Genomic DNA, 21,940 nt, shown 5'->3' with positions numbered 1-21,940 from the left:
ACAGAGCTGTGTCCGTGTCCAGGGCCGGCGGGGCCCAGGCCGGGTTCAGCGGCGTGCACGTTCAGCAGGTCTCGCGTTCCCGGTCAGGGTGAACGCGACGAGCGGGCCCTGGGGCGCACACCAGGTGCTGACCCCCTCGTCGAGGCAACCGGCTTCTGCCCAGGAGGCAAGCCGCTCTGCGCTCGTCGACCCCTTGGGGCAGATCACCCAGGGGTGACGGAACGGGCGGCCCCCGTCGTGCGCAGTTCGTCGATCACGCTGGACAGTTGTGCCTGGATAGCCGCTTCGGCGGCGTCGGCGTCACCGGCCACGACGGCGTTGATGATGGACAGGAGCTGGGGCAGCGACTGCTGCGGACGCCCGGGCCGCATCGCGAGGCGGAACTGGAAGCGCACCATCTGCGTGTTGAGCCGCTCCAGTTGACGTTTGGCGACCACCTGGCCGCTGAACTCGATGATGAGGTCGTGCAGCCTTCGGTTGAGGGCCGAGTAGGTCTCGGGCGCGTTCTCGGCGACCGCCGCCCGCAACCGCGCGCCGACCTCGGTGAGTTCGGCACGCTGTGCCTCGGTCGCGTGCGTCGCCGCCCTGCGCGCGCACACCCGCTCCAGCGCCGAGCGGCACTCGGTGATCTGGACGGCCTCCTCGATCGAGATCAGCCTGATCCGCGCCCCGCGGTTGCGAACGATCTCCACCAGGTCCTCGGAGGAGAGGTCGACCAGCGCTTCGCGTACGGAGCTCCGGGTCACCCCGAGATCGTCGGCCAGGTCCTGCACCACCAGCCGCTGCCCCGGCACGAGGTTGCCGTCCCGCAGAGCGTCGCGGATGTACGCGCTCACGTGGCTTCGGGCAGCCGCCCCCTGGATGCGCGTGCTGGTCACCGGCTGTCGTTCCTCTCTCGCACGCGAACATCCGCCGCCGTGGTCACAGGCGTCGGATCAGGTCGCCGATTTTATCATCGGAGATATTGTCGGCAATTATTGTTGACGGTTGGCCCGGGCTCGATACGGATCCGACTGGTGACCTGGCTGCGGTCCGTCGGGTCCTGTCGCGGCCGGTCTCGGCGGCCGGCGGCAACGGCCACAGCGTCGAACTGCCCGAACGCGCCCGGCTGTTGGCCGGGCCGAGTGCCGTGGTGTTCGGCCGCCGCCGACGTCCGAACCATGTTCTCCCGCCCCATTGTGGTCTGCCCGCCACACCCTTACTGTTCGACTTTGCCTGAGTCTGTTTGATGCTGTTCGCCCAGTCGGTCTGGAGGCCGCAGTGCGGGGTAGTCGGATCGGTTCAGAAGGTGCGAGACCCGGCCGTCTTCGGTGGTGGAGGGCGGTCCTCGCGACGGCCGCGACCATCGCCCTGGCGGCGGGCATGACCGCGCCCGCCACGGCGTACGACGGCGACGGGCAGGCGTCCGCCGCCGCACCGGCCGTCGGTCCGCAGGCGCACACGGTGAGTCTCGACGGCTATTCGTTCCTCGTGGACGGCAAGCGCACCTACCTGTGGTCCGGCGAGTTCCACTACTTCCGGCTTCCGAGCCCGGACCTGTGGCGTGACATCTTCCAGAAGATGAAGGCCGCCGGCTTCAACTCCACGTCCCTGTACTTCGATTGGGGCTACCACTCACCGAAGCCGGGCGTGTACGACTTCACCGGGGTGCGGGACGTCGACAAGCTGCTCGACATGGCCCAGGAGGCCGGCCTCTACGTCATCGCCCGCCCGGCGCCGTACATCAACGCGGAGGTCGACAGCGGCGGCCTGCCCGGCTGGCTCACCACCAAGGCCGGGAACAACCGCAGCGACGACCCGCACTTCCTGAAGTACGCGGACGAGTGGCTGACCCGGATCGACCGGATCATCGCCCGGCATCAACTGACCAACGGCACCGGGTCAGTTATCGCCTACCAGGTCGAGAACGAGTACTACAACGGCTCGACGGCGGGCCGTTCCTACATGCAGCACCTGGAGGACAAGGCCCGCGCCGACGGCATCACGGTCCCGCTGACCGGCAACAACAACGGCACCTTCAACTCCGGTACCGGCGCCCTGGACGTCGACGGCCCGGACTCCTACCCACAGGGCTTCGACTGCTCCAACCCCACGAAGTGGAACGGCGTCCCCGACATCAGCTACGACCACCCGGCCGGAAAACCGCTGTACTCACCGGAGTTCCAGGGCGGCGCCTTCGACCCCTGGGGCGGACCGGGTTACGACAAGTGCGCCCAGCTCATCAACGACCAGTTCGCCAACGTCTTCTACAAGCAGAACATCGCCGTCGGCGCGACCGCGCAGAGCTTCTACATGACCTACGGCGGCACCAACTGGGGCTGGCTGGGCATGCCCGAGAACTACACGTCGTACGACTACGGGGCCGCCATCCGCGAGACGCGCCAGCTCGATCCGAAGTACGACGAGGACAAGCTCATCGGGTACTTCACGCAGTCGGTCGCCCCGCTGACCAAGACCGAGGCGATCAGGGCCACACCGCCGGACGACTCCGCGGTCGTCGACACCGCCCGCATGAACCCCGATACCAAGACGCAGTTCCACGTCCTGCGCCACGGGAACTCCACGTCCACGGCCGTCGACAGCACCCACATCTCACTCGACTTCAACGCCCAGCCGTCCGCCGACACCACCTACACCTGGGACGACCCCGACTCCGCGCTGCAGTACGCCGGTTCGTGGTCGCACGTGGCCAACACGAGCTACACCGGCGGCGATTACCAACACACCGAGTCGTTCTCGAACAAGGCCGGCGACTCGCTCACCGTCCCCTTCGACGGCACCGCGATCCGCTGGATCGGCTCGAAGACCAACAATCACGGCAACGCCGACGTCTACCTCGACGGGACCAAGGTCGCGACGGTCGACGACTCCGGCAGCGAGAGCCAGGGGGTGCTCTTCCAGAAGACCGGCCTGGCCCCCGGCGCGCACACCCTGAAGATCGTCGTCGCCGGGACGCACGGTTCCGGATCCACGGACAACTATGTGGCGGTCGACGCCATCGACGTACCGACGGGCGACGCGGCGGCGGAGCCGACGTACCCGGTCGTGCCGCAGCAGCCCGGCACCGCGATCACGCTCGACGGACGCGACTCGCACGTGATCGTGGCCAACTACCGCCTCGGCGAAGCCCAGTTGCAGTACTCCACCTCCGAGATCATGACGAGCGCGACCATCGGGGACCGGGACGTCGCCGTGCTCTACGGCGACCAGGGCAGCGACGGCGAAACCGTCCTGCGCTACGCCGCCAAGCCCACCGTGACCGCCAACGGCGGTACGGTCACGACCAGTTGGGATCCGGCGACCGGTGACCTTCGGCTCAACTACACGCACCAGGGCCTGATCCGCATCAGCATCAGCGGCGACGGGCAGCGCCCGCTGCTCCTGCTCGTCGGCGACAAGGCCACGGCGAAGACCTTCTGGCGGCAGGACACGGCGAGCGGCCCGGTGCTCGTGCGCGGCACCCACCTGCTGCGGACGGCGGCCAGCCTGCACGGCGGCCACACCGTGGCGCTCACCGGCGACAACGCCGACGACAAGAACATCGAGGTGTTCACCGCGGCCACCCAAGTCACCTGGAACGGCAGGGTGTTGAGCACCCGGCCCACCGACACGGGAAGCCTCACCGGGAAGATCCCTGTGGCCGCCCCGATCCACCTGCCGACGCTGACCAACTGGAAGCACGCCGAGGAATCGCCGGAAGCGGCCCCCGGTTTCGACGACGCGAGCTGGCAGGTGGCCGACAAGGCGACCACCAACAGCGTCTCCGGCGTCAACTCGCTGCCGGTGCTCTACGCGGACGACTACGGCTTCCACACCGGCAACACGTGGTACCGAGGCCGCTTCCGCGCCACCGGCAAGGAGACCGGCATCCACCTGGTCTCGGACTCCGGGGGAGGGGCGCAGGCGTTCTCCGCCTGGCTGAACGGCACCTTCCTCGGTAGCTCCACCACGGGCAGCGGCAACTTCACCTTCCCTGCGGGTTCCGTGAAGTCCAGCGGCGACAACGTCCTCTCCGTCCTCACCGTCAACATGGGGCACGAGGAGGACTACAACTCCACCAACGGCAACAAGACCGCACGCGGCCTGACCAGCGCCTCCCTCGTCGGCGCGCCGCTGACGTCCGTCACCTGGCGCCTCCAGGGAGTACGGGGCGGCGAGGACCTCCAGGACACCGTCCGCGGCCCGCTGTCGACGGGCGGCCTCTACGGCGAGCGGGCCGGCTGGTCCCTGCCCGGCTACCCGGACGCCGACTGGAGTCGCGTGTCCCTCCCCACGACCGACACGACACCCGGAGTCTCCTGGTACCGCACCGACGCCGAGCTGAACCTGCCGCACGGCCAGGACACCTCGCTCGGGCTGACGTTCACCGACGACCCGGCACGCAAATACCGCGCCACGATCTTCGTGAACGGCTGGCAGGTCGGCAACTACGTCAACTACCTCGGCCCGCAGCACACCTTCCCGGTCCCCAACGGCATCCTGAACCCGAACGGCCACAACAGCATCGCCATCGCCGTCTGGAACCTCGACGGCAGCACCGGCGGCCTCGGCAAGGTCGCACTGACCGACTACGGCAGCTACGCCTCCTCCCTGCGCGTCGCGCAGAACGACAGCCCGTCCTACGACCCCCGCAGTTACGCCATGCCGAAGCGTGGGGGAGCGGACGTCACCCTGGACGTGCCGGACACCGCCCAGCCGGGACAGGCCTTCACCGCGCGGGCGACGGTCCGGGTGCCGAAGGACCGACCGACCGCCTCCGCACTGACGGCGTCGCTCACCGCGCCCGACGGCTGGAGCGTGAGTGACCCGAGCCCCACGTCGGTCAAGCGCCTGCGACCCGGCACATCTACCACCTTCACCTGGCAGGTCCAGCCACCGACCGGAACACTGCCGTCCGCCTCCGCACTCGCCGCTACGGTGCACTACCGGCAGAACGGACGCCAGGCCGTCGGCGCCGACGAGCGCATCGTCGGCGGAATACCGCCCGCTCCGCCTGCCGGGAAGAGCGCGGTGAGCGACCTGCCGTTCCTCTCGTCCACCAACGGGTGGGGCCCGGTGGAACGGGACACCAGCGTCGGCGAGCAGGCGGCCGGCGACGGCCGTCCGATCACCATCGCCGGCGTCGGTTACGCCAAGGGGCTGGGCACCAACTCCGTCAGCGACGTCGAGCTCTATCTCGCCGGACAGTGCTCGCGGTTGACGGCGGACGTCGGCGTCGACGACGAGACGGGCGGTGCGGGCACGGTGACGTTCTCCGTGATCGCCGACGGCAAGGAACTGGTCACCACGCCGACGATCCGCGGCAAACAGGCCGCGGTGCCGATCGATGTAGACGTCAGCGGTGCCCAGGTGATCGACCTCAAGGTCGGTGACGCGGGTGACGGGAACGGCAACGACCACGGTGACTGGGGGACACCCACGCTGACGTGCTCCTGATGGAGCGTCAGGTTCGTTCGCCTGCCGTGGCCGACGCCATTGATGGGGCGGCGGCCACGGAGGCACGTACTCTGTTGGTTACGGAGCGTGTGAGTGGCGAAGGGGGCCGTATGGATGCGGAGTTGGCCGCGCTGGCCGCGTCGGGGGCTTCTACGGTCGTGCAGTTGATGGCTCAGGATGCCTGGACGACTGTCAGGGAGCGGGTGTTGGCGCTCTTCGGCCGTGGGGCGGCGGACCGGACGGAGTCGGTCAGGGCGGCGCTCGACCAGGCGCGGATCATCGTCGCGTCGAGCGGCGGGCGCGACGACGATCCGCGCCTGGTCGCGCTCACCTCCGACTGGCGGGAGCGGTTGCTCGTACTGCTGCAACAGGAACCGGCGCTGGCCGAGGAGTTGAGGGCGCTGGTGGCGCACGCGGCCGATCAGCCGGGCTCCGTGCACAACGTCATCACCGGCGCCAAGGTGCGGGGCCCGGTGATCCAGGCCCACACCATCACCGGGGACCTGCACTTCGGCTGATCGCCCCAACGGGCCACGCGGCACGCGCTGTTGACGGGAACACGGGCACGAGGGGGCGGGGCGTGGAGCAGCGGACATCGGGACATCCGGCAGCGGACGGTCAGACAGCGGGTCACCTGGCGAGGCTGTTCCTCGGTCCGGCCCATGGAGGCAGCCGTGGGGCGTATCTGCCGGGTGGCTTCGACCTCTATCTGCGCGGCCGGGGCGACGACGCCGAACGGCTGGTCCATCATCACGAAGCGCAGCACGTCCTGTTGACCGACACCACCGCGTGGGGTGCCGCTCTCGTCCTCACGTCGCAGGTGCCTCAATGGGCGCAGTTGTTCAACCAGTTGCTGGAGCTGTGCCGCACCACGCACGAGTCGTTCGCGACGTACATGAGTTGCAGCGTGGTCGCGGCGAGCACCGCGTCGCCCGAGGCGGCACTCGCCGCGTACCCGGACTACGTGGGTCTGGTGGACCGGCTCGACCGCCATCTCGCCGCGATTCCGGGCGAACACCGGCGCTCCCTCGCGGCGACGGCCCTGGCGCGGGTCTGTATGCAGACGCCGGTGATCGGACAGATGGCCGCGGCCTGGCCCCAGGCGTTGACACCCGGCGAGCTGCGCGAGATCGACGTACCGGACGGGCGTCTGCGCACCCTGTACCGCGACCCGGCCGGGCTGCCCGTCGACGTGGTGGCGGCGGCCGACGAAGCGGTGGCCGCCGAGTTCGGGCCCTCGCCCCTGTCCGCCGACCTGCCCGGTACCGGGGCGGCCGCGCTCGACGACCGCTTCGACGAGGCATGGGCCCGGTGGGAGGACCTCGTGTTCGCCGCGCTCGCGGCCCGGCTGACCGAGGCGGGGGCGACAGTGCTCGGCAGTCACGAACACCTCCCCGCCACGGCCGAGTTGGTGACACGGGTCGCCGCGACCGTTCCCGGACTACGACTGACCGTCGACCTCGATCCGGACCCGCCGGACCGGAGCATGGTCGCCCAAGTGCTGCGCCAGGCCCGCCTGTGGCTGACGGCGGAACCGCGGCCCGCGCGTCTGATCACGTTCGGGCAGGACGTCGACCCGGACGAGGTGGTGCGGGTCGTGGACGCGACCACCCGGGTGGCAGGGCGTCCGAACGTCGTCCTCGGGGCGCGCCTGCCGAACCGGCTGCTGGCCGGCTACGCCTTCCCGGAGAGCGACCGCGCACGACTCGCCGGTCTCGACGGGCCGGTCCTCGCGCTCCGGACCCTCGCCGACGACGGCACCGACCGCGACACCGACGCCGTCTGGCACGTCCGGCTCCGCGATCCGGCGGACGTCGCGGAGCTCACCGCCGCCCTGGACGGCGGCGCGGACGTGACTTGCTGCGTGGCCGCGAGCTGTCTCTCCGACGAGCGATGGCGCACACAGTGGCTGCCCGTCCTCCAGGACACGGCCCCCGTGATCTGGCTGATCGACGTCCCCGTGGCGTCCCTGGCCGGCGAGTTCACCGGCGGCCGGACCGTGCACGGCGTCTACCTGGATCTCGGCGCCAACCCGACCGGCGCGCGACGGGCGGTGGCCTTCAAGGTGTCCGGGCAGGCAGGGGCGTGGCTCGCGGTGGCCGACGACGTCGGCATCCAGTTGCTGACCGGGCAGTTGGCGGACCTGCCGGGCATCGATCTGCGGATGACGGGCGCCGACTGGACGGTCGCGGAGCCCACCTTCCGGCTGGTCCTGATCGACCTGCTGCGGACCGAGTCGTACGTCGATCTGCGCGCCCTGGTGGACCACGGGAACTGACGGGACCATGCCGGGAATCTTCCTCAGCTACCGCAACATCGAGCGGTCGTACGCCCCGATGCTCGTCGATCGGGAACTCTCCCGCCGGTTCGGCCCGGAGAACGTGTTCCAGGCCGGTCGGTCCAATCTGCCGGCCGTCCACTTCCCGACCGAGATCGACCGGCGGGTCGACGAGTGCGACCTGCTCATCGCCCTCATCGACCCGCCGTGGGTGGGCGAGGACCTGCGTCTGCTGCGGGAACCCGACGACTGGGTCCGGCGGGAGATCGCCCGCGCCCTGAAGCAGGGCAAGCAGGTACTGCCCGTGCTGCTGGACGGGGCGGAGATGCCCAGGACCGCCGAACTGCCCGCCGACATCGCGCCCCTGACGCGGAACATCGCCCTGCGGATGCGTCCGCGCACCGTCGACACCGATCTGCTGCGGCTGATCGGTGAGGTGGAGCGGCTGGTACCCGAACTCGTCCTGGTGACGCTCATGGACCCGGCCCCGCCCAAGAAGGCCAGCGGGCCCGCGCTGCTCCGCGCCGAGCATCAGGTCCTCCCGTTCCGGCACCGCGGCGAACTCGACCTTCTGACCGAATGGTGCTCGGCGCCGGCCGGGCCACGGGTCAAGCTGGTCGTGGGTCCCCTGGGCGCGGGCAAGACCCGGCTCGGGCTCCGGCTGGCCGCACAGGTGCGCGCGTCGGGGCGGCCCGGCGGACTGCTGTCGGTGACCGCTCCGGCGGAGTGTCTCGACCGGCTGGGAGAGATCGGCAGTCCGTGCCTGGTCGTCCTCGACGACGCCGAGGCGCGTCCGCTACAGGTCCGCGCGGCGCTGCGCTCGCTGGCCGCGGCGCCCCAAGCCCCGGCCCGGCTGCTGCTGTTGGCGCGCTCCGGCGGTGACTGGCTGGGCGGCCTGCGCGACGACGCCGACGACGCGGTCGCGGACCTCGTGGACAGCATCGTGCCGCTGTCGCTGGCACTGCCGCGGCCGGCCGAGGAGGACTTCGCCACGGCGTGCGGCGCGTTCGCCCGGCATCTCGGACTGCCCCTCCCGCCCCTCCCCACCGACCGGCCGGAGACACCCACCCTGCTCGAACTCCAGGCCGCCGCACTCACCCATGTCACGTCCCCCGACACGCCGTTGGACCGACCCCTGCGCCGGATTCTGGGGCTGGAGCGGGCGTACTGGCGCGAGGCCGGGACAGCGTTCGGGCTGCCGGTGTCGAGCGATCGCGTCCTGGCGGAGGTCATGGCGACGGTGACGCTGTTCGGTGCGGACTCCGAGCCGGAGGCGGATCGTCTGCTGACCTCCCTGCGGGCGTTCCGGCGCGGGCCGCTGCATACCGTCGACTCCTGCCGCGACCTCCTGCGCACCGTGTTGCCGGGGCCGGCTCCGCTGAATCCGCTGCAACCCGAGCAGTTGGCGCAGGAGTTCGTGGCGGAGTTCCTGGACTCCGCCCACCGGCTCGCGGACGTCCTGGACGGCGTCTCCGACGAGCAGGCACGGCGGGCCCTGCGGAACCTGGGCCGCTGTCTGGAGCGCCATCCCCGGATCAGCGGTCCTGTCGAGGACTTCCTCGCCGCCGCCCCCGGCCGACTGCTGCCCCTCGCGATGACGGTGCTGCCCTCCCTACCTCAACCCCAGCTCCTGGTCTCGGCCATGTCCGGCGCCCTGGGCCGCATCCCTGAGGGCGAACTCACCGCCGTAGTCGATGCGTTGCCGCTGCGCAGCGACGCCCTCGCCCGGTTCGCCGTGGACGCGACCGAGCGCGCCCTCGGCGCACGGGACGCCGACGCGGGTGACGTCACCACGGCCCGGCTGGCTCGCCAGCTCTCGGTGCGGCTGACCTACCTCGGGGAACGCCCCTCGGACGCCGTGGAAGCGGCTCGTTCGGCCGTAAGAGCCCTGAGCGCGCTGACGGTCAGGGAGTCGGCGCACGTGGAGTCCGTGGCCGGAGGCTCGGTCGACGCCGAACTGGCCGAGGCACACGCCGCGTTGGCGCTGGCACTCGACCGCGATCCGTCGTCCAGGGACGAGGCCGTCGCGGTCGGCGAGACGGCCGTCGCCCAGTACCGCGCCCTGCCGGACGGGGACCGGCACGCCGCGGCGCTGGCAACAGCCCTGCACAACCAGTCGATCCGGCTCCGCCGGGTCCGCGCGATGCCGGGGGCCCTCGCGGCCGCGACCGAGGCCCGCCGGCTCGTCGAGCCCCTGCACGCGGAGCGGCCGACGCGATTCCGGTCGCTGTACGCGGACGTTCTGGACAACCTGTCGATCGTCACCCATCTGACCGGCCACCCCGAAGAGGCCGAACGGCTCGGTCGCGAAACCCTCGCCCTGCGCCGTGAGTTGGCCGCCGCCCGACCGGACGCCTACCGGTCGCAGTTGGCGGGCACGCTGTTCAATCTCGGTCTTCTCCTGACCGAGAACGAGCGAAAGGGGGCGGAGGTGGGACACCTGTGGGACGAGTCGCTCTCGATCTACGATGCTCTGTCCGTGCGTCGGCCGGGGCACTACGACGAGCCGCGTGACCGTGTCCGCGCCCACCTCGACCGTTGGAAGGCGGACCACGATGACTGACCATCTGGCCCGGCTGTGTTTCGAGGGGCTGGGCAGCACCGGCCGCTACACCCCGCACGCCTACACCCTGCGGCTCCAGGGCGTCGAGCAGTCCACCGACCACGTGGTCTACCTGCACGAGGTGCATCACGCGACGCTGAACGACGTCACCGCCTGGGGGAGCGCGTTACATGTCTACGCACGCCTCCCCGCAGCCGCGGGCCAGGCCTTCGTCCCCCTGCTGGACGCCTGCCGCACCACCCACGAATCGCTGGCCACGTTCGCGAGTGTGCGGCTCGCCACCGCCCGGCACGGCGTGCTCGACGGCGTTCTCGCCGCCTATCCGGACTACGTGGGGCTGTACGGCACGGTCACGCGGCTGGTCCAGGGGATTCCGGGGCCCGGTCGCAAGCAACTGGCGGTGAGCGCGCTGGCGCGGCTGTGCATGCAGACCCCGGTCCTCGAAACCGTCGACGAGGTCGGTCTCGAAGCGTTCCGCCTCGCCGACGTGCCCGACGCGGACCGGCCCGACAGCCGCTGGAGATGGTTCGCCCGCCAGGGCCCGGCCGCGCTCTCCGCCGCGGCCGAGTCCGCCGATCGCGTGCTTGCCGAGCGCTTCGGCCCGGCCGCGGCGGCCACCGACGGGCCCGACGGCGACCTGTACGAGTCGACGGCGAGCGTCCACGATGCCGCGTGGGACGCCTGGGAGGAAGCGGCGTACGAACATCTGCGGTCCCTGATCGCCGCGACGGGGGCCCGCACGCTGGACCTGAACGGCCATCGGGAGAGCTCCGAGGCACTGATCGGCTCGGTCGAGGCGGTCCACGGCGACATCGGGCTGCGCGTCCCGATGAGCGACGAACAACGGCAGGACGATGCCGCCGTGGCCAGTTCGGTGCTCCAACAGGTACGGCACGATCTCGCCGCGGGGGACCGGCACCGGGCGCGGCTGCTGGAACGGACCCCGGCCGACCTGGTGGACGTACTCGCGCGGCGGCCCGTGCACGGCGACCGGCCGGCGCTGATCGTGGACGCCCGACCGGTCCGGCGGCTCGCGGCCCTCTACCGGTGGCCGGACGACACCCTGCCGGAGCCCTCGGGCGAGCCTCTGGTCGCCGTACGCGTTGTGGTCGACCACACGGAGAACGAGACAGCGGACGGCACCGATCCGGACAAGGTCGTCGGACACGCGCTCGTGCCGGAGCCGGACGCGCTGTCCGAACTGGCCGAGCGCTGGGGCGGCCGCGGCCCGCTCGCCGCGTGTGTGAGCGCGAGCTGTCTGGTCGACACCGCCTGGACGCGGCGCTGGCTGGAGCCACTCGGCGCCCTCGGGCCGCTGTTCGTGCTGGCCGACGTGGAGCCCGACCGGTTCGTCCCGGCCTGGGTCAGGGACGAACGACAGGTCAACGCCCTCACGATCACCGTGGAGGAGACCGGCCGCCGCCGCGCCGCACTCCTGTTCACCGCGGGCACCGCCTGGTGGCTGGTGCTGGCCGAGGATGTCACCGTGGCGCTCATGGTCGAGTACCTGGGCAGGCGGCTCGGCCCTCGGCTGAGCAGCGATCTCGCACCGTTCGAGCCGGTTCGTGACGCCGCCACGGCAGTGATCGGCCATCTGCTCGCCACCGAATCGTTCGTGAGTTTCGACGCGCTGGGGAACGGCCATGCCTGATCCGCTCGATGCGGTCCTCAAGGGCGCGGACGTGGACGCGCCACTGCTGCGGCACGCCGACCTGGAAGCGGTCGGGCGAACCGTCAGCGGCCTCGACCCCGACGAGTTCATCGACGCCACCACCCAGGTCTGCGCCCGGTCCTGGGACGACGGACGCACCCGGCCCCCGGGCTTCTTCGAGATCCACGGCCAGAACTGGTGGATCGACGTGTCCGGGACCGAGAACCGGCGCGCACTGCTCCACGCCGTGACGGCGGCCGCGCTGGTGGACGCCATGGGACTGCCCCGCAGCACCGCCTGGGTGGCCCGCGTCCTCGCCGGCGTGCTCACCGTCCGATCGATCGGCGGGAGCGCGTCGACCGGGCTCTGCTTCGTCCTCGAACGGCACGACGCGAGCCCGCTGCCGGATCATCTGGCTCATGACGTCCACCCCGGCGACTACGCCGAGTTCGCCACCGCGGTCGCGGCCGCCGCCGAGGTGCTGTCCCTGTCCGTCGGCGGCTCGATCCGGTTCACCGACCCGCCCCGGCCCGCGCGATGACCATTTCGTCGCCGGATGCCGGCGAGCGGCCGTACGACGTCTTCATCTGTTACCGCTGGGACGACACCAAGCAGCTGGCCGACGAACTTCACCAGGCGCTGACCGCAATCGGTCTGCATGTCTTCCAGGACGAACGGAGCATGGACGACTGGGACGCGATGGCGCCCGAGATCCGGGCGGCGCTCCTGGCGTCCCGCACGCTGCTTCCCTTGGTCACTGCGGGTTTTCCGCGCAGTGTCCACTGCCGGCAGGAAGTGCACCTCGCGCTGGACTGCGCCTTCCGGCTGGGGCGCACCGACCGGGTCATGGCCGTGACCTCGGGGGTGCGGCCGGACGACATCCGGCCCAGCGAACTCAGCCGGTACCGCATCCCGCGCCAGGGCAGGAGCGCCCAGGAACTGGCCGTCCGCATCGCCCAGCGGGTGCGCGCGCTCGCGGCCGAGGACGACGGCACCTTCGGCGACGCCCCCCTGCCGTCGTCCCCCGACTGGTTCCCCGAACATCTGCCGGGCAGCCGGCACTTCCACGGCCGGCACGCCGAACTGTGGGAGATCCACGAGGGACTGCGGGCCAAGGACAAGGCCCGGAACATGGGACACCCCGTGGCGTCGGTGAGCGGTGTGGGCGGGCAGGGCAAGACCGCGCTGTGCGCCCAGTACGCCCGGCTGTTCGCCCTGGACCACCCCGGCGGCGTGTTCCTCGTCCGGCTCTCCGGCAGCGACCGGCGCGTCCGGGCCTCGCCGGACGCGGTGCGCGCCCAGTTCGCGCAGGGGCTGCGGGCCATCGGGCGCAAGCTCGGGCTGACCGCCGACGAACTGGCGTCGGACCGTCTCCCCGGGGCGCTGCGCACCAGGTTGAAGAACCTCGCGCAGCCGTACCTGTGGATCGTGGACGACATCCCCTCCGGCTTCGACGTGGAACTGCTCCCCGAGCTGTGCGCGCCGTCCGGGAACGGCAGGACGCTGCTGACCACCCGCGGACGGTTCACGAAGGGGGTGTCGGCGGAGATCACGCTCGGCGGCCTCGATGCGTACGACGGGCTGTCCCTGCTGACCGGTCACCGTCCGCCGGCGGCACGTGATGAGGAGACGACGGCCGCGAAGCTCCTGACCGAGCTCCTGCACGGCCACCCCCTCGGCCTGACCCTGGCGGCAGGGCTGACAACCCGGGACGACTTCGAGGGATACGCCGAGCTGTACCGACAACTCGCGACGCCGGATCCGGAGGACGACCTGCTGGAGCTCGTCCAGTACTTGGGGGCGGAACTCCCCGCCGGGTACGCGCGGCCGTTCGCGGCGACCATGCTGCGCAGTTTCCGGGGGCTCACCGACGCGGGCCGCGACGTGCTGTCCGCCGCCGGTGTCCTGGCGGCCGAACCGGTGCCGCTCACGCTGCTCGACGAGATCCTCGCCGGATCCGGCGCTCCCGGCGGACCGGCGCGCGTGGCGGACGGCCTCGCACACGCGGTGCGCCACGGACTGGCAGAACTGACGGAATCCACCGATCTGACGGAACTGACGGATGGTTCGGACGGCGCACCGGACCCCCGTGCCTGCGCGGTGCACCCGCTGATCGCCCGCGCGACCCGGGTGCTGAATCCACCGCCGACACGGCGAAAGCTCCGCGACGCGGCCGTGGTCGCGCTGACACAGGCCCTCAGCGCCACGCGGCACTCGTTCACCCACCGTGCGGTCGCGCGCAGTCTGCCGCACGTACGAGCGGTGACGGGGCTGCTGGCGGGCATGGACCAGTGGAGCATCGGCGCCGACGAGAGATACCTGCTCGACGAGACCGGTCGGGCGTACGAGCAACTGGGCGACGGAAAGGCCTCGTTGCGGCTCTACATCCCGCTGGCCGAGGCCTGCGAGGAAGCACCCGAGTGCGACGAGTACACCCGGCTCGTCGTCCGGCTCCATCTCGCCTCGGCCCACTTCCGGTACGGGCAGTTCTCGGCGGCCCGCAGTCTCCAGGAGGACGTCGTACCCCGGATGCGGGCCCTGCTCGGGCCCGCCGCACGGGAAACCCTCACCGCTCAGGACAACCTGGCGAACACCCTCGGCGCGCTCGGCGAGCACGAGGCGTCGCGCCTGCTGCACACCGAGGTCTACCGGGCGCTGCGCGACGGGACGGGACCGACGGACGCCGACACACTCCGCGTACTGGGGAACCTGGTCATCGCCGTCGGACGGTGCGGCGACACCGACGCGACACGCCGGCGGATGCGGATGGCCGCCGTCCGGTACGCCCGTGGGGCCCACGTCCTGTGGCGGCGCGCCGCGAAGGCCAAGGGGCCGAAGTCCTGGGAGGCGCTGGGCGCGCTCGACATCATGAACACCCTCGGGAAGAACCTTCTGGAGCTGGGGGAGAAGGACGAGGCACACGACGCCTTCCGCACGGTGTGGGAGGGGCGGCGAGCGGTTCTGGGGGAACACCACCCGGACACCCTCGACGCCTGGGAGAACACGATCATCGCGGAGGAAGGTCTGTCGTGACATCGGAACAGAACGGCGTCGCCGGGAGCGGGAACCCGTATGTGGCCCTCTACGCGCGACGGCTCGATGTGCAGGGCGCCGGGCATCCCGGCAGCGTGACGACACTGCTGAATGTGCTGGGACACGGGCTGTCCCACCCCGCCGGCCAGGACGCGGCAGCGGCGAACCGGCCGGTGCCGAGCGAACTACCGCCAGGAACCGGCCCGGAGGGGGTCAGGCTGGAGGGGGATCACGTCGACCTGCTGGCGGAGGCGCTCGAACGGGCCGTAGCGCTGCAGGAGGAAGAGACGGCGAGCCACGGGCCCGATCATCCGCGGGCGCTGCTGGCGACGTGTCTGCTCGCCCACGCGCTGGCCGCCGCGGACCAGTTGGACGGACAGCTGGAAGCGGCACAGGTGCTGATCGACGACGCCCATGACGGACTGGTCGAACTCGCGATGTCGCCCGGAGCCGTCGACCCCGACGCCGTGCGGATCGCCGAGGCGCTGCACCAGTGGATCCACGGCCGGATCGAGGACGGCGACGACGAGTGAACCGTTCCCCTCACCGGTCCAGCGTCGCCAGGTCCGCCGCGACCCTGTCCGCCTTCGCGGTCCCGAGTCCCTGGTACAGGGCCAGGGCCTGCGTCCAGTGACGGCGTGCCGCCTCGGTGTCGTGGCGGGCGGCGGCCACGGCGCCGAGCCGGTGCAGCGCCCGGGCCTCCTCGTAGGTGCTGCCGCAGTGTCGGGCGACGTCGAGTGCCCGTAGGTATGCCTCCTCGGCGCGGTCGTCCTCGCCCGCCCGGTGCAGGATCAGACCCAACGTGCTGAAACCCTTGGCCGCCTCCTGGTGGAGGTCCAGATCGAGGAAGCCGTCCAGTGCCTCCTCGACATGGCGCACGGCGTCGGCGAAGCGGCCCAGCCCCAACTCGTTGAGCGCGACGGCCCGCAAGGTGATGGCGATCTTCCGGGCGGCCGCCTCCTGCCGGTAGAAGTCCAGCGCCCGGTGGTTGTCCCGCAGGGCTTCCGCGTACTTTCCCTGCCCCCGCAGCATGACGGCCCGGTTGGCCAGCATGTCGCTGAGACCGTGCCGGTCACCCACTTCCTCGTAGAGCCGCAGGGCGCACGCGTAGTGCTCGGCCGCCTCGTCGTGCCGGCCCGTCTCCAGCATCGCCCGTCCGAGGTTGTTGTGGGTGATGGCCTCCGCGCCCCGGTCTCCGGACCGCCGGCACGCGGCCAGGGCGAGCGAGTGGGTCTCGATCCAGTCGTCCCAGCGCTTCGTCAGGAAGAAGTACCCGCGCAGAACATAGGCCAGCTGCCAGCGCCGTCCGTCCAACTCCGGTCGGTCCAGGCGGCACAGGGCCACCAGATTGCGCCGCTCCCCGTCGAGCCAGGCCAACGCGTCGCCGTAGGCGTCGATCGGGGGTCCCGGTGAGGGCACGCCGTCGAGGGGCATCCGGTACCGATGCCTGTTCAGGACGCGGTCGGCCCGGTCGGCGGTGTGCAGGTAGTAGTCGAACAGACGGCACAGCGAGGCCTGCCGGGCGGTGTCGTCGTCGAGGGCCTCGCCGAGTTCGCGGGCGTAGACGCGCAGCAGGTCATGGACGTCGAACCGGCCGGGGGCCGACTCCGCGATCATCTGGGCCCGCGCCAGCCGCACGAGCAGGGCTACGGCCGTCCGGTGGCCGGTGCCTGTGTCGATGCCCATGAGGGCCGCTGCGGCGTACGCGTCGATGCCGTACCCGGGATGGAGTCCCAGCGCGCGGAAGAGCCCGCCGGCCGCGTCCCCCAGCCGGTGATAGGACCAGGAGAAGACCGTCCGCACCGCGGAGCGTGGGTCGTCGCCGGAGTCGAGTACGTCCAGCCGGGTGCGTTCGTCGTCGAGTTCCGCGGCGAGCGTGGTCAGGGGGAGTGTCGGCCGGTCGGCGGCGTGCTCCGCCGCGATCCGCAGTGCCAGGGGGAGGCCCGTGCAGCGGTGTGCCAGCGACGCCGCGGCCTCGCGCTCCCGGGAGACCCGCTCGCCCAGACTCTTCTCCAGCAACTCGACCGCGTCGTGGGCCGGCAGCCTGCCCACGGAGAGGAGTCTCGCCGCGTACTGCACCGCCAGACCCGTCAGCGGCTGGCGGCTGGTGACGACCACGACCGAGGACGACGCCCCCGGCAGCAGGGGGCGCACCTGCTCCTCGGAGGCCGCGTTGTCCAGCACGATCAGCAGCCGGCGACCGCTGACGGCGGTCCGGTAGCGCGCGGCACGGTCCGCGAGCGTCGTGTCGCTCTCGGATCCCGACTCGTCCAGAGCCCGGAGGAACCCGGCCAACGCCGCGTGCGCCGGCACCGGTTGGTCAGGACCGTAGCCGCGCAGATCGACGTACAGCTGGCCGTCGGGGAACGCGTCGACCATCCGGTGGGCCCAGGCGACGACGAGCGCCGTCTTGCCCACGCCCGCGGTGCCCGACACCACGGCCAGTGCGGGCGATGGGGAAGCGTCGGCCACGACGGCGTCGAGCCATGCCGACTCCGCCGTCCGGCCGGTGAAACGCCGTGTTCCCATGGGGAGTTGTCGGGGTACCGGGGCGGCGGTGCGCTCGGCGTGGATGTGCACGTCGCCGCGGATCACACCCGTCTGTACGACGGCGCCCGCCCGTCCGTCGAGCCGGTTCTCCACACCGGGCGGATGGGGCCCCGCCCTGTCGTCGCGCGCCATTGCTCCCCCTCCCACGGTGCCGGCGGCTCGGTCCACTCCCGGGGAAGCTCGCTCCAGCGGCTCGGGACGGGCGTGGACGGGCCCTCCCAGACCTACCCCTCGACGGGGATCGACAGTCCGACAGTGTCTGGCCGTGATGCCGTATGCCTGGTCGTCTCGCTCATGCGCCCAGACCATGGTCCGTACGGTGCCGCCCCGGCAACGGCTGGTCGCCGGGGCGGTGTTGGCCGCGTCGGGCTGTCAGCCGGCGCTGCCGGTGAGGGCGACGCTCTGAGGGGTGCCGGGGTAGCCGATGACCTGTTCGGTGGCGTCCCACTTGCCGTTCGCGTGGCGCAGGGTGTGCCTGATCCTGCCGTCGGGGGTGACGACGGCGGTCTGGAATTCCCCGGACACCGCGGCCGCGCCGACGCTGATCATGGTGTCCGCGCCGAGCTTGCCGTTCAGGCTGGCGAAGGCGCTCCAACTGCCGTCTGCTGCGCGGATGCCGTGCTTGGTGCCGCCGGTGCTGTTGGTGAGGACGACCTGGAGGTCGCGGCCGATGCCGGCGAAGGCGATCCGTGGGCCGAGACCAGCGCCACCCAGGCCAAGGCATCCGCGGCCACCGCACGCGCCGCCGCCGACCGAGCCGGCCAGGACGCCGCGGCGGCCGAGGAGTCCGCTGCCCAGGCAGAGTTCTCCGCCGACTACGCACGAACCTCGGCGTACGAGGCGAAGGAGGCGAGCGACCGGGCACACGCCGATGCGATCGCCGCGGGCAAGAGTTCTGAGGCGGCGGCAAAGGACGCTTCCGCCGCATGGCAGGACGTGGTGACCAAGCGGGAGGCGGAAGAAGCCGAGGCGCGTCGCCTCGCTGAGGAACGGCGGAAGAAGGAGCGGGAGAGCAGGCCCAAGTGCTACATCCCGGTGAACCGCGACAGCCTTCCACCGTGCGCTCTGGCCGGCCAGGACCTCGTGTTCCCCACGATCGACCCGACAATGAAGGAAATCGTCTGGGAGATCCTGGGCCTCAACGACGCCAAGAAGTGCATCGAGAATCCGCACCTGGGGCAGTGCGCCCTGGCAGCGATGAGTGTCCTTCCCGTAGGCAAACTCAAGCTCCTCAAGAAGAGCGTCGAAGGTGTCGAGGGAGCGATCGACAGCAGCCGGGCCGCGCGCATGGCCCAGAAGTGCGCGGAGTGTTTCCTCGCCGGCACCAAGGTCCTTCTGGACGACGGTTCGACGAAGAACATCGAATCCGTCCAGGTCGGCGACGAGGTACTGGCCACGGACCCCGTCACACGGCAGTCAGGACCACGCAAGGTCACGGACCTGATCGTCACCGAGGACGACAAGTACTTCACCGAACTTCTCCTCATCACGCCTCACGGCGAGGAGAAACTGACAGCCACCGAAGAACACCCCTTCTGGTCCGAGTCCGAGAAGGCGTGGGTCGCCGCGGCCGACCTCAAGGTCGGCATGACGCTGCGCACGGACGACGGCGACACCGTCACCGTCCAGGCCACGCGGTTCTTCTACCAGCACGCACGCACCTACAACCTCACCGTCGAGGGCCTGCACTCGTACTATGTGCTCGCCGGGAACATCCCCGTCCTGGTCCACAACAGCCGATGCCTCATCGCCGACGTCATCGGTCCCCAGGGCGAGAAGCTCTGGCTCCCCAAGGGGCGTAAAGCTGTCGCTGTCAGCGACAAGGGGAAGGGCTGGGTCTACGAGATCAAGAAGAGCGAGGCTGTCGCCAACGGCCTCGACCCCAAGGTGGCGTACGTCCGAGTGATGGATCCCGTCACTAAGGGCAAGTACCAGCATCCCAACGGATACGTGATCTACATGAACGCTGACGGCCAATCCATGAACCCCATTACGGGTAAAGTCGGCATCTCCAACGCTGACCCCTACAACCACATCCCCATCCCATGACCCGTATCGAAGACCTCTTCACCGGCGCCGCCGACGGCGCATCAGCGGACCCCATCGACTGGGACCCCCTGCAAGAGCCCGACGCTCTGCAGGAAGTCGGCCTCCTCGACTGCAGAATGTGTCCCCTGACCGGCCGTGCCGGGCTGCTCCTGGACATGCGTACAGCCCTGCAATACCGCACAGGGAACGCTGCGCTGCTGGTGGTACGCGGACTGCACTCCTTCCAATGGAGCGAAGAGCCGCTCGAGCGCACGCTGATCGCCTTCACGATCATGTCGAGCGCTCCCGCGACGTCCCGGCGCCTATGGCAGATGCGCATAGGCCTTTTCCCGGACGGTGAACTTTCCGTCAGCGGCAAGGCAGCGGACTTCCACCTCCTCGATGTCGACGGAACACCGGAAGCTCCACCGGACTATTCTGAGCGCACTCTGAACGAGGTACGCAAAGACCTTCCCTGGTGGGATTCCGAGTGCACCGTGCTGCAGTCGTCCACCACGAGCAGCACATGACATAGCGGTACAGCCGAAGTGGCCCGCCGAGGCCTTGCCGCGGTGGGCCACTTCACTGAGCTTCTTCGAACCGGTCACCCACCAGGTCATGGCCTGCGAAGCGTAAGGAGCGAGACCTTGAGCCCTTTTCAAGCTGTGGTGCCTGACCGCGAGTTGGACTGTCCTGTGCAACGACGAAGCTCCTGGTAGACGGTTTCTCGACCAAGATCACCCGTGTCCGCCAGGAGCTTCGCGTGCTTGTCCACCCGTCCTCGATTGATCTGTCCAGCCGCACGCTGCGGTTCCTGACCGGACAACTGGCAGCCCGGCGGCAGGAGATCGGAACGCGGTGGCGGCGCCTTCCCGCCGCACGTCAGGCACTGCTCGCCTTGGCCCACCTGCGGTGCGGTGACACCTACGCCCAGCTCGCTGCCGGGTTCGGCATCGGGATCGCGACCGTCTACCGCTACATACGTGAAGCCGTCGAGGCCCTGGCCGCCCTCGCCGCGTCCCTGGCCGAGGCGATGAAAACGATCCGGACGAAGGCGTTCGTGATCCTCGCCGGCACCCTGCCGCCGATAGGCCGCATCGTCGCCGACACCCCGTACTACGCCAAGATCCGCTGCCTCGGCGAGCGGGCCATGACCACCCTCAAGGGCCGACGCCTCCTGCGGAAGCTCCGCTGCGGCACCAACCGAATCACCAACGTGGTGAAGGCAGTCTTCGTCCTGCACCACGCATCAGCGTGAGGTTGGAAAAACCTCACTCATCCCAACACTGGAGGTTCCATGCCCAAGGGCTACTGGGTCAGCGTCTACCGCACCATTTCGGACCCTGAGAAGCTGGCTGCTTACAACAAGCTGGCCCCTCCGGCCGTCCAGGCCGGGGGCGGCCGGGTCCTCACCCGTGGTGGTCGGGTCGTGGCGCACGACGCCGGAATCGCCGAGCGCACCGTCCTGATCGAGTTCGACAGCTTCGAACAGGCCGTCGCGGCGCGCGAGAGCGCGGCCTACCAGGAGGCTCTGGCCGCGCTTGCTGACGGCGTCGAGCGCGACTTCCGCATCGTCGAAGGCCTCGACTGACCGAGGTCGTCCTCCGTCACGGGCAGATACTCGGCGAGCAGGTCGACGACGTCGCGCCAGGCTCGCTGCGCGTGCCGCGGGTGGTAGCCAATGCCGGGGACCGTGGGATGGTCGACCGGCGGATGGTGGAAGGCGTGCAAGGCGCCGCCGTATAGCGTGAGGCGCCAGTCGACGCCCGCGGCCTGCATCTCAGCGGTGAACGCCTCGCGTTGCGCGGGCGGCATGATCGGGTCTTCGGATCCGACTCCGGCCCACACCGGGCAGCGGATGCGGGCTGCCTCGCCCGGTCGGCCCGTAGTCGTTGCGTTGACTGTCCCGATCGCGCGCAGGTTGACGCCGTCGCGCCCGAGTTCCAGCGCGATGGCGCCCCCGGTGCCGTAGCCGACGGCGGCGATCCGGTCGGGGTCGGTCCGCGGCTCGGTGCGCAACACGTCGAGTGCCGCACGGCCGATGCTCCGCATCCGGTCGGGATCGGCGAGCAAGGGCATGCAACGGGCCAGCATTTCCGCGGGGTCGCTCAGATAGCGCCCGCCGTGGAGGTCGAAGGCCAGCGCTGTGTATCCCAACTCGGCGAGAGCATCGGCCCGGCGGCGCTCGACGTCGCTGAGCCCCATGCCCTCTGGCCCGAGCAGCACTGCGGGCCGGCGGTCGACACCGGCCGGGAGCGCGAGGTGCCCGATCATCGTCACACCGTCGGCCGGGTACTCGACCGTACGCGTCGTCATCGTCGTCATGAGCCTGGACTGTAGTGATCGTTGAGCCCGGTCCGGCTGTTGTTCTGCCGCTGGCAGAGCAGCACGGGTATCCCCC

16 protein-coding genes are annotated in these 21,940 nt (G+C 70.5%); 12 read left to right on the top strand and 4 right to left on the bottom strand.

Annotated elements, in window-relative coordinates; translation table 11 throughout:
• Positions 1–203 precede the first annotated feature (203 nt).
• Positions 204–878 (bottom strand): GntR family transcriptional regulator, encoded by a 675-nt coding sequence (locus ACIBK4_RS35975; RefSeq protein WP_399001701.1) that lies wholly within the window; start codon positions 876–878, stop codon positions 204–206.
• 484 nt (positions 879–1,362) lie between these two features.
• On the opposite strand from ACIBK4_RS35975, the gene ACIBK4_RS35970 reads away from it, so the two are divergent.
• The 8 genes from ACIBK4_RS35970 to ACIBK4_RS35935 all read left to right on the top strand — a co-directional run bounded on the left by ACIBK4_RS35970 (position 1,363) and on the right by ACIBK4_RS35935 (position 15,494).
• A complete protein-coding gene (locus ACIBK4_RS35970) occupies positions 1,363–5,436 on the top strand; it encodes a beta-galactosidase (protein WP_399001699.1) in 4,074 nt (1,357 codons plus the stop codon).
• A gap of 110 nt (positions 5,437–5,546) precedes the next feature.
• On the top strand, positions 5,547–5,954 hold the full coding sequence (locus ACIBK4_RS35965; RefSeq protein ID WP_399001697.1) for a hypothetical protein: 408 nt from the start codon (positions 5,547–5,549) through the stop codon (positions 5,952–5,954).
• Between the two features lie 62 nt (positions 5,955–6,016).
• Positions 6,017–7,714, top strand: coding sequence for a hypothetical protein (locus tag ACIBK4_RS35960; protein ID WP_399001695.1), 1,698 nt, complete (start codon positions 6,017–6,019; stop codon positions 7,712–7,714).
• 7 nt (positions 7,715–7,721) lie between these two features.
• On the top strand, positions 7,722–10,277 hold the full coding sequence (locus tag ACIBK4_RS35955) for a hypothetical protein (protein ID WP_399001693.1): 2,556 nt from the start codon (positions 7,722–7,724) through the stop codon (positions 10,275–10,277).
• A complete protein-coding gene (locus ACIBK4_RS35950; protein ID WP_399001691.1) occupies positions 10,270–11,928 on the top strand; it encodes a hypothetical protein in 1,659 nt (552 codons plus the stop codon). Before ACIBK4_RS35955 ends, ACIBK4_RS35950 begins: the two co-directional genes overlap by 8 nt.
• Entirely contained in the window at positions 11,921–12,469 is a 549-nt protein-coding gene (locus ACIBK4_RS35945) for a hypothetical protein (RefSeq protein WP_399001689.1), read from the top strand. The genes ACIBK4_RS35950 and ACIBK4_RS35945 overlap by 8 nt, the downstream gene beginning before the upstream one ends.
• Entirely contained in the window at positions 12,466–14,961 is a 2,496-nt protein-coding gene (locus tag ACIBK4_RS35940; protein WP_399001687.1) for a tetratricopeptide repeat protein, read from the top strand. Before ACIBK4_RS35945 ends, ACIBK4_RS35940 begins: the two co-directional genes overlap by 4 nt.
• Positions 14,958–15,494: a hypothetical protein gene (locus ACIBK4_RS35935; RefSeq protein ID WP_399001685.1), complete on the top strand. Its 537-nt coding sequence runs from the start codon at positions 14,958–14,960 to the stop codon at positions 15,492–15,494. Before ACIBK4_RS35940 ends, ACIBK4_RS35935 begins: the two co-directional genes overlap by 4 nt.
• 10 nt (positions 15,495–15,504) lie before the next feature.
• On the opposite strand, the gene ACIBK4_RS35930 is transcribed toward ACIBK4_RS35935, so the two are convergent.
• Both ACIBK4_RS35930 and ACIBK4_RS35925 read right to left on the bottom strand, forming a co-directional pair.
• Positions 15,505–17,643, bottom strand: a complete 2,139-nt coding sequence (locus ACIBK4_RS35930; protein WP_399001683.1) for an ATP-binding protein — start codon at positions 17,641–17,643, stop codon at positions 15,505–15,507.
• Positions 17,644–17,883: 240 nt separating this feature from the next.
• Positions 17,884–18,060, bottom strand: a complete 177-nt coding sequence (locus ACIBK4_RS35925) for a hypothetical protein (protein WP_399001681.1) — start codon at positions 18,058–18,060, stop codon at positions 17,884–17,886.
• Between the two features lie 69 nt (positions 18,061–18,129).
• Between ACIBK4_RS35925 and ACIBK4_RS35920 the strand changes: the two genes are divergently transcribed.
• The 4 genes from ACIBK4_RS35920 to ACIBK4_RS35905 all read left to right on the top strand — a co-directional run bounded on the left by ACIBK4_RS35920 (position 18,130) and on the right by ACIBK4_RS35905 (position 21,130).
• Positions 18,130–19,560, top strand: a complete 1,431-nt coding sequence (locus ACIBK4_RS35920) for a polymorphic toxin-type HINT domain-containing protein (RefSeq protein WP_399001679.1) — start codon at positions 18,130–18,132, stop codon at positions 19,558–19,560.
• Positions 19,557–20,069, top strand: coding sequence for a hypothetical protein (locus ACIBK4_RS35915; protein ID WP_399001677.1), 513 nt, complete (start codon positions 19,557–19,559; stop codon positions 20,067–20,069). Before ACIBK4_RS35920 ends, ACIBK4_RS35915 begins: the two co-directional genes overlap by 4 nt.
• A 233-nt stretch (positions 20,070–20,302) precedes the next feature.
• On the top strand, positions 20,303–20,797 hold the full coding sequence (locus tag ACIBK4_RS35910) for a transposase family protein (protein ID WP_399001674.1): 495 nt from the start codon (positions 20,303–20,305) through the stop codon (positions 20,795–20,797).
• Between the two features lie 39 nt (positions 20,798–20,836).
• The gene (locus ACIBK4_RS35905) at positions 20,837–21,130 is read left to right on the top strand and encodes a DUF1330 domain-containing protein (RefSeq protein ID WP_399001672.1); all 294 of its coding nucleotides are present in this window, start codon (positions 20,837–20,839) and stop codon (positions 21,128–21,130) included.
• Here ACIBK4_RS35905 and ACIBK4_RS35900 read toward each other — a convergent pair.
• Positions 21,058–21,864, bottom strand: coding sequence for a dienelactone hydrolase family protein (locus ACIBK4_RS35900; RefSeq protein WP_399001669.1), 807 nt, complete (start codon positions 21,862–21,864; stop codon positions 21,058–21,060). The genes ACIBK4_RS35905 and ACIBK4_RS35900 overlap by 73 nt on opposite strands.
• Between the last annotated feature and the right edge of the window lie 76 nt (positions 21,865–21,940).

It is taken from the genome of Streptomyces sp. NPDC050528 (assembly GCF_044457795.1).
In the GTDB taxonomy this organism is placed as follows: Bacteria; Actinomycetota; Actinomycetes; order Streptomycetales; family Streptomycetaceae; genus Streptomyces.
Note: the sequence above shows the minus strand (reverse complement) of the source record. Positions and strands in the feature narration are given on the sequence as shown.

Coding starts and splice junctions, on each gene's coding strand:
- ACIBK4_RS35970 (WP_399001699.1), top strand. CDS start 1,363: ATGACCGCGCCCGCCACGGCGTACGACGGCGACGGGCAGGCGTCCGCC.
- ACIBK4_RS35965 (WP_399001697.1), top strand. CDS start 5,547: ATGGATGCGGAGTTGGCCGCGCTGGCCGCGTCGGGGGCTTCTACGGTC.
- ACIBK4_RS35955 (WP_399001693.1), top strand. CDS start 7,722: ATGCCGGGAATCTTCCTCAGCTACCGCAACATCGAGCGGTCGTACGCC.
- ACIBK4_RS35950 (WP_399001691.1), top strand. CDS start 10,270: ATGACTGACCATCTGGCCCGGCTGTGTTTCGAGGGGCTGGGCAGCACC.
- ACIBK4_RS35945 (WP_399001689.1), top strand. CDS start 11,921: ATGCCTGATCCGCTCGATGCGGTCCTCAAGGGCGCGGACGTGGACGCG.
- ACIBK4_RS35940 (WP_399001687.1), top strand. CDS start 12,466: ATGACCATTTCGTCGCCGGATGCCGGCGAGCGGCCGTACGACGTCTTC.
- ACIBK4_RS35930 (WP_399001683.1), bottom strand. CDS start 17,643: ATGGCGCGCGACGACAGGGCGGGGCCCCATCCGCCCGGTGTGGAGAAC.
- ACIBK4_RS35925 (WP_399001681.1), bottom strand. CDS start 18,060: ATGATCAGCGTCGGCGCGGCCGCGGTGTCCGGGGAATTCCAGACCGCC.
- ACIBK4_RS35915 (WP_399001677.1), top strand. CDS start 19,557: ATGACCCGTATCGAAGACCTCTTCACCGGCGCCGCCGACGGCGCATCA.
- ACIBK4_RS35905 (WP_399001672.1), top strand. CDS start 20,837: ATGCCCAAGGGCTACTGGGTCAGCGTCTACCGCACCATTTCGGACCCT.
- ACIBK4_RS35900 (WP_399001669.1), bottom strand. CDS start 21,864: ATGACGACGATGACGACGCGTACGGTCGAGTACCCGGCCGACGGTGTG.